Origin of the sequence: Dietzia sp. (assembly GCF_036741115.1) — a bacterium.
Lineage (GTDB): Bacteria > Actinomycetota > Actinomycetes > Mycobacteriales > Mycobacteriaceae > Dietzia.
On the sequence record NZ_DAINST010000076.1, the window covers coordinates 1 to 14,149 of the forward strand.

Here is a 14,149-nt window from a genome sequence, read left to right on the forward strand (position 1 = left end):
GCACCCTCAAGGACGCGATCAACGAGGCGATGCGCGACTGGGTCGCCCACGCGGACGACACGTACTACGCATTCGGCACCGCCGCCGGGCCGCACCCGTTCCCCGCGATGGTCCGCGATTTCCAGCGCATCGTCGGCGCCGAGGCACGCTTCCAGATCCTCGAGATGGCGGGCCGCCTGCCCGATGCCGCGGTGGCGTGTGTGGGTGGCGGATCGAACGCCATCGGGCTGTTCCACCCCTTTATCGATGACGGCGACGTGCGCCTCGTCGGTTGCGAGGCCGGGGGCGACGGCGCCGAAACCCCGCGCACGGCCGCGACGATCAACGCCGGCACGCCCGGCGTGTTCCAAGGCTCGTACGCCCACCTCATGCAGAACTCGGACGGCCAGGTCATCGAATCGCACTCGATCTCCGCCGGCCTCGACTACCCGGGCGTCGGTCCGGAGCATTCCTTCCTCGCCGATATCGGCAGGGCCGAGTACCGTTCGGTCACCGATTCCGAGGCGATGGACGCATTCGCGCTCGTCTGCCGCACGGAGGGGATCATCCCCGCGATCGAGTCCGCGCACGCGCTCGCCGGCGCGGCGTCCCTCGCCGCCGATTCCCGAGCGGCCGGGGAGTCCGAGCCCGTGCTCCTCGTCAACGTCTCCGGCCGCGGGGACAAGGATGTCGACACCGCAGCGCGCTGGTTCGGCCTGGTCGACGAGAACGGCAACGCCGATACCACCGAGGGGGACGAGAAGTGAGCACCGAAGCGAGCACCCTGGAAGAGACCTTCGCCCGCTGCCGCGCCGAGGGGCGTGCGGCGCTCGTCGGCTACTTCCCGGCCGGCTACCCGAGCGTCGCAGAGTCCGTCCGCACCGTGGCGGCAATGGTCGAGGCGGGCTGCGACATCGTGGAGGTCGGGATCCCGTACTCCGATCCGATGATGGACGGGCCGACCATCCAGGCCGCGGCCGATGCGGCACTCGCCGCGGGCACGAAGGTCGCCGATACCTTCGAGGTCGTGCGCGCGGTCGCCGAGGCGGGCGGGATGCCCGTCGTCATGAGCTATTGGAACCCGATCCTGCAGTACGGCGTCGACCGTTTCGCCGTCGACCTCGCCGCCGCGGGCGGGCAGGGGGTCATCACCCCCGACCTCATCCCGGACGAGGCCGAGGCGTGGACGGCCGCGGCCAAGGCGAACGGGCTTTCGCAGATCTTCCTCGTCGCGCCGTCCTCGACGCCCGAGCGGCTGCAGATGACCGTCGACGCGGCCTCCGGATTCGTCTATGCGCAGGCCGTGATGGGTTTAACCGGCGCGCGAGAGGCCGTTTCCGATCTGCCGAAGGAGCTGACCCGCCGGATCCGCGCGGCCGGCGAGCTCCCCGTGTGCGTGGGGCTCGGCGTCCGCGACGGGGCGCAGGCTGCGGAGATCGCCTCGTACGCCGACGGCGTGATCGTCGGCTCGGCGATCATCAGCGCCGCCGCCGCGGGCGAGCAGGCCGTGCGCGAGCTCGTCGCCGACCTCGCCGCGGGCGTCCGCCGCTAGCCCGGCCGACGGATCCAGAGCAGGAGTATTGAGCGCATGAGCACTTCGGTCCTCGCCTACATCCCGAGCCCGCCCCAGGGGGAGTGGAACCTCGGTCCGTTCCCCATCCGCATGTACGCGGTGTGCATCATCATCGGGATCATCGTCGCCTGCTGGTGGGGCGAGCGGCGCTGGCGGGCGCGCGGCGGCGAGCCCGGTGTCGTCCTCGACGTCGCCATCTGGGCGGTGCCGTTCGGGATCATCGGCGGCCGTATCTACCACGTCGCCACCGACTACTGGCGCTACTTCGGTCCGGGGAAGCAGCCGCTCGACGCGCTGAAGATCTGGGACGGTGGCCTCGGCATCTGGGGCGCGGTCGCCTTCGGCGCGGTCGGTGCGCTCGTCGGCATGCGCGCAGTCGGTATCCGCGCGGTCGGGGCGTTCGCCGATTCGATCGCGCCGCCGATCATCCTCGCCCAGGGAATCGGCAGGCTCGGCAACTACTTCAACCAGGAGCTCTACGGCTCGCCGACGACCCTGCCGTGGGGCCTCGAGATCTATAAACGCATCGACCCGGAAACGGGCGTGACGGGGGAGTACCTCGGTCATTCCACGGGCGAGGTCGTCAGAATCGTGCAGCCGACGTTCCTCTACGAGCTCATCTGGTGCGTACTCGTCGCTGTGTTCCTCGTGGTTGCGGACCGCCGCCTACGGCTCGGACACGGCCGCGTCTTCGCGCTGTACGTCGCGCTGTACTGCGTCGGCCGCTTCGTAGTCGAGCTGCTCCGCACGGACGAGGCGACGATGGTCCTCGGCCTGAGGATCAACACCATCGTGTCCACCCTCGTCTTCCTCGCCGCCATCGCCTACTTCGTGGCGATGCGGGGCAGGCGCCGTGAGGATCCGAGTGAGCTGCTCCCCGTCGGCGGGGAGCGCGACGCGAAGGGCGGCGCAGCGGAGGTTTCCGAGAGGAGCTCGGCGCAGGCGTCGGATGGGGATCCGGCTCGAGATTCGGCCTCTCCGAAAGGCGAATGAGGCCCCACAAGGGGATATGAGGTAGCTCTCATGTTTTCTGTCGTTCAGACGGGCCCTCGGGCCCACGCGGACGCCCAGTGATGACTACGATTGAAGGAGTGAAACGCCGGACAAAGATCGTATGCACCCTCGGGCCCGCCGTGGCCTCCGCCGAAGCCGTGCGCAAGCTCGTCGACACCGGAATGGATGTCGCTCGGCTTAACTTCAGCCACGGCTCGCACGCCGACCACGAGCAGAACTACCACTGGGTTCGCGAGGCCTCCGAAGCCAATGGGCGCGCCGTGGGCATCCTCGCCGATCTCCAGGGACCGAAGATCCGACTCGGGACCTTCGCGAACACCCGCGAGGACTGGAAGACGGGCGAGTTCGTCACCATCACCGTCGAGGACGTCGAAGGCACCCACGACCGGGTGTCGACCACGTACAAGGAGCTCGCGGACGATGCCCGCCCGGGCGACCGGCTCCTCATCGACGACGGCAAGGTCGCCGTCGAGGTCATCGAGGTCAATGGGAATGATGTCCGCTGCCTGGTCACCGAAGGCGGCGAGGTCTCGAACAACAAGGGCGTCTCGCTCCCGGGGATGAATGTCTCGGTCCCCGCCCTCTCCGAGAAGGACATCAGCGACCTCCGCTTCGCCCTCGGCCTCGGCGTCGACTTCATCGCCCTCTCCTTCGTCCGCTCGCCTGCGGATGCCGATCTCGTCCGCGAGATCATGGACGAGGAGGACATTCACGTCCCGGTCATTGCGAAGATCGAGAAGCCGGAGGCCGTGGAGAACCTCGAGGCCGTCGTCATGGCCTTCGACGGGCTCATGGTCGCCCGCGGCGACCTTGGCGTCGAGCTGCCGCTCCAGGACGTCCCGCTCGTCCAGAAGCGCGCGGTCCAGATCGCCCGCGAGAACGCCAAGCCCGTCATCGTCGCCACACAGATGCTCGATTCGATGATGGAGAACTCGCGTCCTACGCGCGCCGAGGCCTCGGACGTCGCCAACGCGGTCCTCGACGGCGCGGATGCCGTGATGCTTTCGGGCGAGACCTCGGTGGGGAAGTACCCCTTCGAATCGGTCCGCACGATGTCGTCGATCGCGCAGGCCGTGGAGTCCGATTCAACGCACGTTCCGGACCTCCGCCACCGTCCGCGCACCAAGCGCGGCGTGATCAGCTACGCGGCCCGCGATATCGGGGAGTCCCTCGACGCGAAGGCGCTGGTCGCCGTCACGAGTAGTGGAGACACCGTGCGGCGCCTGTCGCGGCTGCACAGCCCGCTCCCGCTCCTGGCCGTCACCGGCAATGCGCGCGTGCGCTGCCAGCTCGCGCTGTCGTGGGGCGTCGAGACGTATCTCGTCGACGAGTTCGGGGACACCGCGCAGGTGCTTTCGACCACCGACCGCATCCTCGAGTCGAACAAGTACAAGGAGGGTGACCTCGTCATCATGGTCGCCGGCAGCGTTCCCGGAGTGGAGGGGTCGACCAACTTCATCCTCGCCCACAGAATCGGCGAGCAGGACCACTAGCTGCCCGGAACGACCGCTGGAGCGCTTCGATAACAATTCGGGCGTCGCAGGAATATCTTTTCTACCTGCGACGTCCGATTTTTTCTGTGCCTTGGCGTGACATTTGCGAGATCATCCTGTTACATTGCTTGAGGTCGCAACAGCGACGCCGAACTAACGTTTTCTTCATCCGCGCGTAACCGCAGCGAGACCGTCGAGAACTCACAAGCACGACCAGGAATCTTGAGGATGCACATGAAGCACAACTCGAACGCGGTCTCCGTGGCCCAGCTCGCCGAGCGCCTCGGTGCACAGCAGACGACCGTCACCCGCCACGCCGCAGCGCGCAACACGGCCGCAGGCCGCACGACCGCGAAGATCGTCGCGGGCGCCGCCATCGCCGGTGGCGCAGTTCTCGCCTCGGGCCCCATCGCCAGCGCTCAGTCCGCCGAGATCCCCGCCGCCCCGTCGATCGAGGAGATCCAGGCGTTCGCCAACGATCTCTACGCCCAGTACGGCGGCCAGCTCACGCCGGACATGGAGAACCAGGCCCGCCAGTACGCGGATGTCGCGGGCATCGACCTCAGCTTCCTCCAGTCGCTGTTCCCCACGGGTGGCGCGCACGTGCCGGCCATGGGCCCGGTCACCTCGGGCTTCGAAGAGCGCTGGGGCACCTTCCACAACGGCACCGACTTCGGCGCGCCCCTTGGCAGCCCGATTTACGCCGCCAAGTCCGGCACCGTCGAGAACGCCGGCCCGGCCGATGGCTACGGCCTCTGGATCCGTATCCGCACGGACGATGGCGAGCTCCTCGAGTACGGCCACAACAACGAGAACTACGTGTCCGTGGGCCAGCGCGTTACCGCCGGCCAGCAGATCGGCACCGTCGGCAACCGCGGCTACTCCACGGGCCCGCACCTCCACTTCGGCGTGCAGAACGCCGCCGGCCAGTGGATCGACCCGGTGCCGTGGCTCGCGGCCAACGGCGTCATGGTCTAAGACGCTTCGGCTCTACAGCCGCAGATACTCGAACGGCGCCGCCGCTTCCAGAGAGGGAGCGGCGGCGCCGTCGTTCGTCGTATGCCCGTAACGCCCCTCTGGTTCATGCCGGCTCACTCCGGACCCGTCGGCTCGCGTCGGAGCGTCCTTTCGCCCACCGCCTACACTGGCAGCCGGTACGAGCTGCGGCCCCGCGGCTCGAGAGCCCGAAAGAGACCCCAAGCCGAAGGAGATTCCCAGTGGGTAAAGTCCGCGCCCGGAACGAAGCAAGCATCGATGCGCCGGCGGCGACCGTCGCCGATCGTCTGGCGAGCTACCAGCTCCGGCCCGAGATCCAGCCGGAGCAGTACTCGGCTTACCGCGTGGTCTCCGGCGGCAATGGCGAGGGCACGATAGCCGCGTGGCACCTCCAGGCGACGAAGAAGCGCTCGCGTGACGTGCAGGTCAACGTCTCCGAGTCCGGCGACCGCGCACGGAAGTGGACGCTCACGGAGTCGGATCAGAACTCGACGCTGGTCACCACCTACACGGTGACGGACAAAGGCGACAACGTCTCCACCCTCGTCGTCGAGAGTACGTGGGATGGGGCCAAGGGCATCGGCGGCTTCTTCGAGCGCACGTTCGCGCCCGGCGGCCTGCAGAAGATCCAGCAGGCCCAGATCGACCTGCTCCGCGAGCGCCTCTAGTCGCGCTCTCCCCGCGCCGGCGACGGCGTGAACGCCGGCAGCCGCCGGGCGCGGAGGATCGCGAGGAGCCGACCCGCCTCGGTGGGGAGCAGGTCCTCGCCGGCCATGTGTACCGGCCCGGGGACGAGGTCGAAGCCCACGGTGGCGATGCCGAGCGCGTTCTGCACCGGCCCGCGCCGCACAGTGAGCTCCTGGATGTGCGCGGGGTCGATTGCCGAGACGCGGCGGGCAAACCGGCCGGAGTGGGTGACGATGGCATAGGGGACGGAATGCCCGTCTCCCACCAGGGTCACGCCCTGCCGGAGTAGATCGATCGGCGACGCGAGCAGCGCATGTTGCGGTGACGTGAAGTCGGGGCGGCTCATCCCTTCCGGCCGCGCGAGGTGCGCCACCTCCGTCGCGTCGAGTGGCCCGATAGCCGCGAACACCTCGAGCGCGTCGACGAGCGACCCCACGGGAAGCACCACCGTGGACATGCCGTTCGGGTCCTCCTTGTACCCCGCGATATCGACCCGCACGGACCACCACCCCGTGAGCCGCCAGAGGATCGGTTGGTGGATCTGGACGGCATGGATACGGTCGAGGGGTACCGTCTGACGGCGCCGTTCCGCGAGCCCGTAGCCCATCGAGAGGGCCCCGTCTTCGATGCTCGCCGCGTACCGCCAGCTCCGGTTGACCACCGCATAGAGCCACGGCACCACACCGACGATCGCCGGGAGGATGCCCGTTGCCGCGACCGGGAAGACCGCTGCTCCGACCGCGAGGACGGCCGCGATGATGACCGCGGGGTGGAGGATCGACGAGACGATCGAGCGCGCGATGGGGATCTCGGGGATGAGGACGCGCGCGGGCTGGGCGCGGTCGTCACGCGCGGAGTCGGCAGCGTCCGGTATGGGCGTTCCCATGACGGCGCAAGCCGCATCGCCCCCACGGTCGGAGCTCGCGGCTTCCATCGCCCCATGGGCGCACGCGGCGGCAATCGCCGTCCCGTATCCCCGCGTCTCGGTGAGGATCTCGTCACGCAGCGCCTCGGCGTCTGCTCGGCGCAGGAAGGAGACGGCGAGCTCGGAGTCTCCTCCGCCTGCAGTCTCGATGCGGACCGAGGCGAGGCCGAAGATCCGGGCGATGAGTGGCTCGACGATATCGACCGCCTGGATCCTGTCGAAACGCGCCGTGCGGTTTTGCCGACTGACGATCCCGCGCCGGATCTCGACCTGGCCGCCTTGGAGTCGGTAGCTCCGCGCCTTCCACCACGGCAGAGTCGCAGCCCAGACGGGCGCGAAGACCACGGGGATCGCGGCGATCGAGACCGCGACCGCGATCCAGCCCACGTGCTCGGTGAGGAACTGCGTGCCGGCCCTGACCTGGGTCAGCGCGTTGATCAGCAGGGCGCCGGCGAGGGCGGCGAGGAAGGACCACAGGTTGAGGAAGACCGTGGCGATGTGGACGCGCCGCCAGCCCTCGAGGGCCGATGACGCCATCTGGTGGTCGGTCGCTCCGGCGCCGGGGCTTCCGCCCCTGTCGGGGCCATCGGGTCCGACACCGGTGTCGGCATCGGGCCGGCTCACAGGCCGCTCATCCTCTCGCGCGCCTTCTCGGAGAGGCGCCGACGCAGGGCGGTGGCTTGTGCGGCAGGGAGGCCGGGCACGGTCGAGTCCGAGCTCGTAGATGCGGTGTTGAGCGTGATGGTCTGGAGCCCGAACGCCTGGTCGATCGGTCCAGCCTGGACGTCGACATATTGGATTCGCCCGTATGGGACGACCGTAAAGGTGTGCCAGAGACGGCCCCGGGTGATGAGCAGCTCATCGGAAGCTTCAAGCCACCCGATCCTGCGAACCTGCGCCGGGATAAGCCACACCACCCATGCGGCCATGGCGATCCCTGCTGCCGCGAGGAACCAGAACGACCAATGCAGGAGAAGCGCGAGGAAGGTTCCGCCGATCGCGATGAGCACAGGCACGGGCAGCCATAAGATGAGGCGCGCCCTGACCAGCTTCGGACTCACGGGGTTGAATCGCTCCTCGCCGCTCGCCACGGCACCCGCCATCGGCATCGCGCCGCCATCGGGTTCCGAAACTGCCTGATTCTCTTCGGGATTCGCTGAGCTCGGCATGAGTCCCAGTCTCGCACGTATCGCTAGCCCAACGCCTCGGGGATCACCCGGGTCTTCGCGCATCGATCGGGATCCGATCAGGGCCGGAACAGGGTGGTACAGGCGGGCCGGAAGACGGACATCGAGGAGACAGCGCCGTCCCAAGCTGCGCACAGGGACCGGAAATAGCTTCGTACCCAGCGATCGAAGTGATTGCCGGATCTACACGCAGGAGGCGCGCTATGTACGAGAACGACATCGTGGTGGACTATGCCGGCGCGAGTTACGGAGCCGGGCGGGACGATGCCGAGTGGCCGAAGCTCGTCACGGCGTTCCTGCCCGACGGCGGGACCTCGCAGGCCTATTTCCACGCCGACGGGAGCGTCGAGGTCCTCGTCGACTCGTTCGATCGGGCGCCGCGTCTTGCGGGCTGAGCGAGGGGCCAGCCGGGACGCAGGGCCGCTACCGCCTATTTGCCCGCGGGACCGTAGGTGAGGTGCTGGACCCCGTTCTCGTAGGTCTCATGGGCGAGCAGCGCGAGCGGGGTCTCCGCAGTGCCCTCGGGGAAGAGGCGAGCCCCGGAGCCGAGCACGAGCGGGAACACGAAGAGGTGCAGTGCATCGAGGAGTCCGTCGGCGAGCAGGCCGCGGACGAGAGTGCCGCTGCCGCTGATGTAGAGGTCGCCGTCCACCTCGCCGGCAAGGCGGCGGATCGCCTCGGCGTCGTAGGCGCCGAGCACCTGCGAGTTCTGCCAGGCGTCGGCGGAGTCGAGCGTCGAGGAGACGACGTACTTGGTGGTGTCGTTGAAGAAGGGGGCGCCGGGATCGTCGTCCGCACTCCGCCCGGACCATGCGGGAGCGAACATCTCGAAGGTGTTCTTGCCGAGGAGGATGCCGCTGCTCCCGGCCGTGATCTCGCCGATCGCCTCGCCCATCGCAGCAGGGAAGCCGTACGGGGCGGTCCACGCGGGGTCGGAGAAGATCCCGTCGAGGGTGAGGAACTCGTGCGCCTTGATCTTGGCCATCGGTGTCGTCCTTGTGCTCGGAGGGAGGATCGGGTCGATCGTCCCAAACGGATACAAGGAAATTGTGCCCGAGATCTGTGCCCCAGGTCGGACTCGAACCGACACTGGACGGGTTTTGAATCCGTTGCCTCTGCCAATTGGGCTACTGGGGCGTCGGCCGGTGTCCGTGTGCGAATCCGCGCGGGGCGCGAAAGCGGTCCGAACGCAGCCGGATCGATAACGCGTCCGGGAACTTCCCGGCCAGGCGGGAATTCTACCGCACGCCCGGCGTCAGCCTCGAAAGACATAGAGTGGGGCGCGTGAGTGACGACAAGGACACGGAAACCACGAACGGCGCAGACGGCAAGCAGCAGGCGGCAGGCGAAGCAGGGAAGCGGCTCCTCCTCATCGACGGGCACTCGCTCGCTTTCCGCGCGTTCTTCGCGATCCCCACGGCGAACTTCTCGACCTCGGGTGGGCAGCACACCAACGCCGTGTACGGCTTCTTCACGCAGGTCATGAAGATCGTGCAGGACGAGCAGCCGACGCACATGGCCGTGGCCTTCGACGTCTCGCGCAAATCGCTCAAGCGCACCGCCGAGTACCCCGAATACAAGGCGACCCGCTCGGCGACCCCGCCGGAGTGGTCCGGGCAGGTGGAGCTTATCCAGAAGCTGCTCGACGCGTGCGGGATCCGGATCGCCAGCCTCGAGGGCTACGAGGCCGACGACCTCATCGCCACCCTGTCCGAGCGCGCCAAGTCCGAGGGCTTCCACTCCTACATCTGCACCGGCGACCGCGATGCTCTTCAGCTGGTCACCGACGAGGTCACGGTGCTCTACCCGAAGCAGGGCACCGGGACGCCGATCCGCTACACGCCGGAAGAGGTCGAGTCGAAGTACGGTGTCGCGCCGAACCGCTACGCAGACCTCGCGGCGATCCGCGGCGACAACTCGGACAACCTGCCCGGCGTCAACAAGGTCGGGGAGAAGACGGCCGCCGAGTGGTTGCAGAAATACGGCAGCCTCGACGAGATCATCGCCCACGCCGACGAGTTCGGCGGCAAGCGCGGCGAGTACCTGCGCGAGGCAATTCCCCAGGTGCAGCTCAACCGCAAGCTCACCGAGCTCGATCGAGACGTCGACCTCGACCTGCCCATCGCCGAGCTCTCCCGGCACGAGGTCGACGCCGTGGCGGTCACCGCCGAGCTCGACGCCCTGCAGTTCGGCAAGGACTTTCGCGATCGCCTCTTTGCCGCATTCGGCACGTCCGGGGACTCCGCCGAGCAGATCGATGCCGCGGCCGCGGACGTCAAGCTCGAGCTCGAGATGCTCGGATCGGATGCCATAACAGGGTGGCTCTCCAAGCTCGGCGAGGAGATCACGCGGATCGATCCGGGCGAGGCCGGCGACACGGGAACCGCGGCAGGTGGAGAGGAACTCCCACCTGTGACGGCGTGCGCCGGAGTCCACCTCGTCGGCGACGGCTCGCCGGCGAACCCCGATCTCACGTCCATCGCGATCGCGGCCCCCTCGGGCCGTGCGGGCTACGTGGATCTGGCGACGGCGACCCCGGAGGACGAGTCCGCGCTGGCCGAGTGGTTCGCCGACGGCAGCATTCCGAAGATCTTCCACGACTCCAAGGCCGCGCGGCACCAGCTCGATTCGCGCGGCTGGGGCCTCGAGGGTGTCCGCTTCGACGCCTCACTCGCCGCGTACCTCGTGCGACCCGGGCAGCGCACCTATGCGCTCGAGGGCCTCATGCTCCGCCACATGCAGCGCGAGCTCCATCCCGGCGGCGAGCCCGATTCGCAGCTCTCCCTGCTCGGGGATGTGGCCGCGGACGAGGAGATGGGCCGTTTCCACGCTGAGAGCGCGTTCGCGCTCATCGACCTCTCGGGCCGCCTCGATATTGAGCTCGGCACCGTCCACGGGCGCAAACTGTTCTACGACATGGAACTCCCGCTCGCGCGCGTTCTTTTCGCCAGCGAGCGGGCGGGAATCGCCGTCGACCGCGCCGCGCTCGACAAGCTCCGCGAGGACTTCGTCGACCGCGCGAGCGCCGCCCAGAACTCGGCGTGGGAGTCGATCGGCGACTCGAGCGTCAACCTCGGCTCCCCGAAGCAGCTGCAGAAGGTTCTGTTCGAGGACCTCGGGCTGCCGAAGACCAAGCGCACGAAGACCGGCTACACCACCGACGCGAAGGCGCTCGAAGAGCTCCAGGCCACGAGCCCGCACCCGTTCCTCGGAGCTCTCCTCGAATACCGGGACGCGACGAAAATGAAGCAGACGGTGGAGGGGCTCATCAAGACCGTCGCCGACGACGGACGCATCCACACGACCTTCCGCCAGACCATCGCGGCCACCGGCCGGCTCTCGTCCATCGAACCGAACCTCCAGAACATCCCCGTGCGCAACGAGACGGGCCGCAGGATCCGCTCGGCATTCCACGTGGGGGAGGGCTACGACTGCCTGCTCACGGCGGACTACAGCCAGATCGAGATGCGGGTCATGGCGCATCTCTCCGAGGACGCCGGGCTCATCGAGGCGTTCCGCACCGGTGAGGACCTGCACTCCTTCGTCGGCTCGCGGGCCTTCGGAGTGGAGATCGACGAGGTCACGCCTGAGCTCCGGCGCCGCACCAAGGCGATGTCGTACGGCCTCGCCTACGGGCTCTCGGCCTACGGGCTCGCCGCGCAACTCGGCATTTCCCAGTCCGAGGCCAAGGAGCAGATGGACGCCTACTTCGCGCGCTTCGGCGCGGTCCGCGATTTCCTCCAGGCGATCGTCGAGGACGCTCGCTCCGTGGGTTACACCGAGACGATGTTCGGGCGCCGCCGGTACCTCCCGGAGCTCAACTCGACGAACCGGATCCAGCGCGAGAACGCCGAGCGGGCCGCGCTCAACGCGCCGATCCAGGGCACCGCCGCCGATATCATCAAGGAGGCGATGCTCCGGGTCGACAGGCGCCTGCGAGACGATTCGCTCACCAGCCGGGTCCTCCTCCAGGTCCACGACGAACTCGTCCTCGAGGTCGCCGGCGGCGAGCTCGAAAAGGTGCGCGACATCGTGGTCACCGAGATGGACGAGGCGATCACGCTCTCGGTCCCGCTCGAGGTCTCCGTGGGCACGGGCCCGAACTGGGACTCCGCTGCGCACTAGGAGCGGGCGGACGCCGGCGAACCTAGACTCGGCGGCATGACCCTGCTCATGCGCCTCACGGTCGCCGCCGTGTCCGCCACGCAGCACCGCTTCTTCGCCTCGCACGGTGATCACACCGTCGACGCCCCCGTGCCGCGCGGGCTGCGGCGGAGCTGCCGCGTCGAGCGCAGAGAGCTGGGCGGCTCGAAGCCGGGGGCGGGTTCGGGGAACGCGAGTCCGCGGGAGGCCGGTTCCGGACGGCGCCAGGGGCGCGCGCCCATCGCCGTCACGAGCCTGACGCCGCGCCGCGGCGCGACCGACACCGAGATCCTCTACTTCCATGGAGGCTCCTACAACGCCGCGGCGATCCTGCCGCACTGGTGGCTTGTCGGCGGGCTCATCTCTCGGACTGGCGCGACGGTCCACGTGCCGAGCTATCCGCTCGCCCCCGCGCACACGGCGGACGAGGCCTATCCGGTGATCGACGCGGTCACCGACGAGATCGTCGGCGCGGGGGACTCCGCCGCAGGCCCGAGCGACGGCGCCCGCAGCGGCCGCCTCGCATTCGTCGGGGACTCCGCCGGAGGGGCCATAGCCTTGGTCGAGGCCATGCGCCTTCGTGACGCCGGGCGCCGCGCCCCCGATGCCGTAGCCCTGTTCTCGCCGTGGGTGGACGCGACGATGGCGAACGACGCGGCACGCGAGGTGCAGGAGAAGGACCCGTCTCTCGATGTCGATCTCCTCGCCGAGGCGGCGACGTGGTGGGCGGGGGAGCGGGACACCGCCGATCCGCTGATCAGCCCGACGTTCGGAACACTCGAGGGCCTCCCTCCCGTGACGGTCGTGCAGGGAGGCCGCGACGTGTTCGCACCGGACGTCGACCTCTTCGTAGCCAAGCTCCGTGCTGCGGGCGTGCCGACGGGGTATGTGCGGGCGGACGATGGCTTCCACGTCTATCCGGCCGCGAGGTGGGTCCCCGAGTCCAAGAAGGCGCTTCGTGTGGTCGCCGCGGCGATCCTCGGGCGGGCACCCGGGGCTCGCAGGCCCGAGCCGGAGGGATGTCGCTGAAAAGGCGACGACGCCAAGAAAGACTCGCGTAAATTCGGTGTTAATCGTTTGGAAACGGCCCACAGAATGCCTTAATCTTCCTGGCAATACGGTGTGCCGGTGCGCCCAGGCACACCGAGCACTGCTTTCCGGGGAAAGGACCAACGATTCCCACGTCACCGATCCGCCGCGGCGCCGCCGCAGCAGCTGCGGCGATCGTCGCGGGCGCGGCGCTCGCCGGCTGCACCACGAACGACGAGGGCGGGCTCCCCTTCGACTGGCAGGCGCCCGCCGCCACGGCCGATCCCGCGATCGCCGCGATGCTCCCCGCAGACATCCGAGACTCCGGGGTCCTCGCAGTGGGCACGAACACCCCGTACGCGCCCAACGAGTTCAAGGACTCCCGCGGCGAGATCATCGGCTTCGACATCGACATCATCACCGCCGTCTCGCAGGTGCTCGGCCTCCGTGCGGACATCGGGGAGTCGGATTTCGAGAAGATCATCCCCTCGATCGAATCGGGGACGCTCTCGGCGGGCATCTCGTCGATGAACGTCACGGATGAGCGCACTGCCGTCGTGGGCATGGCCGAGTACTTCATGGCCGGGACGCAGTGGGCCACGTCGGCGGACAAGGACATCGACCCGGACAACGCGTGCGGACTCAAGGTCGGCGTGCAGCGCACCACGGTCCAGGAAACCGACGACGTGCCGAAGAAGAGCGCGGACTGCGTGGCCCGCGGGCTGCCGCCCATCGAGCGGGTCTCTTTCGACGAGCAGGCCCAGGCGGCCAACGCGGTGGCGCTCGGCCAGGTCGACGCGATGAGCGCCGATTCCCCTGTCTCCGCCTACGCGGAGGTGCAGTCCGAGGGCAACATCAAGGTCGTCGGGTCCCTGTACGACGCGGCCCCCTACGGGATCTCGCTGCCCAAGGGCTCGCCCCTGGGGCCGGCGGTCGTGGCGGCCCTAGGGAAGCTGTATGACGACGGGGAGATCGAGAGGATCGCCGAGAGCTGGGGCGTCTCCGACGGCCTCCTCGACACTCCTCCAGGGCTTGCCTGATGCCGGCGGGGCCCGGAGCGAGGCCGCGAAGAGCACGACCGAACCAGAGAACGAGGGAAAGAGAGCCGCACGTGTCGGATGAC

General features: G+C 68.5%; 13 protein-coding genes and 1 tRNA gene. 10 read left to right on the top strand and 4 right to left on the bottom strand.

Annotation, left to right across the window (positions count from 1 at the left end):
* From V7E05_RS11390 to V7E05_RS11415, 6 genes are all read left to right on the top strand, one after another.
* Nucleotides 1-746 (top strand): pyridoxal-phosphate dependent enzyme (locus V7E05_RS11390; protein ID WP_333619773.1); only part of this gene is annotated, 746 nt, incomplete at its 5' end.
* Nucleotides 743-1,531, top strand: a complete 789-nt coding sequence (gene trpA / locus V7E05_RS11395; RefSeq protein WP_333619774.1) for a tryptophan synthase subunit alpha — start codon at nt 743-745, stop codon at nt 1,529-1,531. The genes V7E05_RS11390 and trpA, both read left to right, overlap by 4 nt.
* A gap of 36 nt (nt 1,532-1,567) precedes the next feature.
* Nucleotides 1,568-2,545 (top strand): prolipoprotein diacylglyceryl transferase, encoded by a 978-nt coding sequence (gene lgt, locus V7E05_RS11400; protein WP_333619775.1) that lies wholly within the window; start codon nt 1,568-1,570, stop codon nt 2,543-2,545.
* Between the two features lie 98 nt (nt 2,546-2,643).
* Nucleotides 2,644-4,059, top strand: a complete 1,416-nt coding sequence (pyk, locus tag V7E05_RS11405) for a pyruvate kinase (protein ID WP_333619776.1) — start codon at nt 2,644-2,646, stop codon at nt 4,057-4,059.
* 234 nt (nt 4,060-4,293) lie between these two features.
* Nucleotides 4,294-5,037, top strand: a complete 744-nt coding sequence (locus V7E05_RS11410; RefSeq protein ID WP_333619777.1) for a M23 family metallopeptidase — start codon at nt 4,294-4,296, stop codon at nt 5,035-5,037.
* 239 nt (nt 5,038-5,276) lie between these two features.
* On the top strand, nt 5,277-5,723 hold the full coding sequence (locus tag V7E05_RS11415) for an SRPBCC family protein (protein ID WP_333619778.1): 447 nt from the start codon (nt 5,277-5,279) through the stop codon (nt 5,721-5,723).
* On the opposite strand, the gene V7E05_RS11420 is transcribed toward V7E05_RS11415, so the two are convergent.
* Nucleotides 5,720-7,291 carry a PH domain-containing protein gene (locus V7E05_RS11420; RefSeq protein WP_333619779.1) on the bottom strand — a complete coding sequence of 524 codons (1,572 nt, stop codon included), beginning with the start codon at nt 7,289-7,291 and terminating at the stop codon, nt 5,720-5,722. The two genes, V7E05_RS11415 and V7E05_RS11420, sit on opposite strands and share 4 nt — an antisense overlap.
* Nucleotides 7,288-7,776 (bottom strand): PH domain-containing protein, encoded by a 489-nt coding sequence (locus V7E05_RS11425; RefSeq protein ID WP_442891665.1) that lies wholly within the window; start codon nt 7,774-7,776, stop codon nt 7,288-7,290. Before V7E05_RS11425 ends, V7E05_RS11420 begins: the two co-directional genes overlap by 4 nt.
* A 281-nt stretch (nt 7,777-8,057) precedes the next feature.
* On the opposite strand from V7E05_RS11425, the gene V7E05_RS11430 reads away from it, so the two are divergent.
* Nucleotides 8,058-8,249 carry a hypothetical protein gene (locus tag V7E05_RS11430; protein ID WP_333619780.1) on the top strand — a complete coding sequence of 64 codons (192 nt, stop codon included), beginning with the start codon at nt 8,058-8,060 and terminating at the stop codon, nt 8,247-8,249.
* Between the two features lie 35 nt (nt 8,250-8,284).
* Here V7E05_RS11430 and V7E05_RS11435 read toward each other — a convergent pair whose 3' ends face one another.
* Both V7E05_RS11435 and V7E05_RS11440 read right to left on the bottom strand, forming a co-directional pair.
* Nucleotides 8,285-8,839, bottom strand: a complete 555-nt coding sequence (locus V7E05_RS11435; protein ID WP_333619781.1) for a dihydrofolate reductase family protein — start codon at nt 8,837-8,839, stop codon at nt 8,285-8,287.
* A gap of 78 nt (nt 8,840-8,917) precedes the next feature.
* A tRNA-Leu gene (locus V7E05_RS11440) sits at nt 8,918-8,991 on the bottom strand.
* A 147-nt stretch (nt 8,992-9,138) separates the two neighbouring features.
* Here V7E05_RS11440 and polA point away from each other — a divergent pair.
* The 3 genes from polA to V7E05_RS11455 all read left to right on the top strand — a co-directional run bounded on the left by polA (nt 9,139) and on the right by V7E05_RS11455 (nt 14,066).
* Nucleotides 9,139-11,979, top strand: a complete 2,841-nt coding sequence (gene polA / locus V7E05_RS11445) for a DNA polymerase I (RefSeq protein ID WP_333619782.1) — start codon at nt 9,139-9,141, stop codon at nt 11,977-11,979.
* Between the two features lie 36 nt (nt 11,980-12,015).
* Entirely contained in the window at nt 12,016-13,026 is a 1,011-nt protein-coding gene (locus tag V7E05_RS11450) for an alpha/beta hydrolase fold domain-containing protein (RefSeq protein WP_333619783.1), read from the top strand.
* 299 nt (nt 13,027-13,325) lie between these two features.
* On the top strand, nt 13,326-14,066 hold the full coding sequence (locus tag V7E05_RS11455) for an ABC transporter substrate-binding protein (protein ID WP_333619784.1): 741 nt from the start codon (nt 13,326-13,328) through the stop codon (nt 14,064-14,066).
* Nucleotides 14,067-14,149 lie beyond the last annotated feature (83 nt).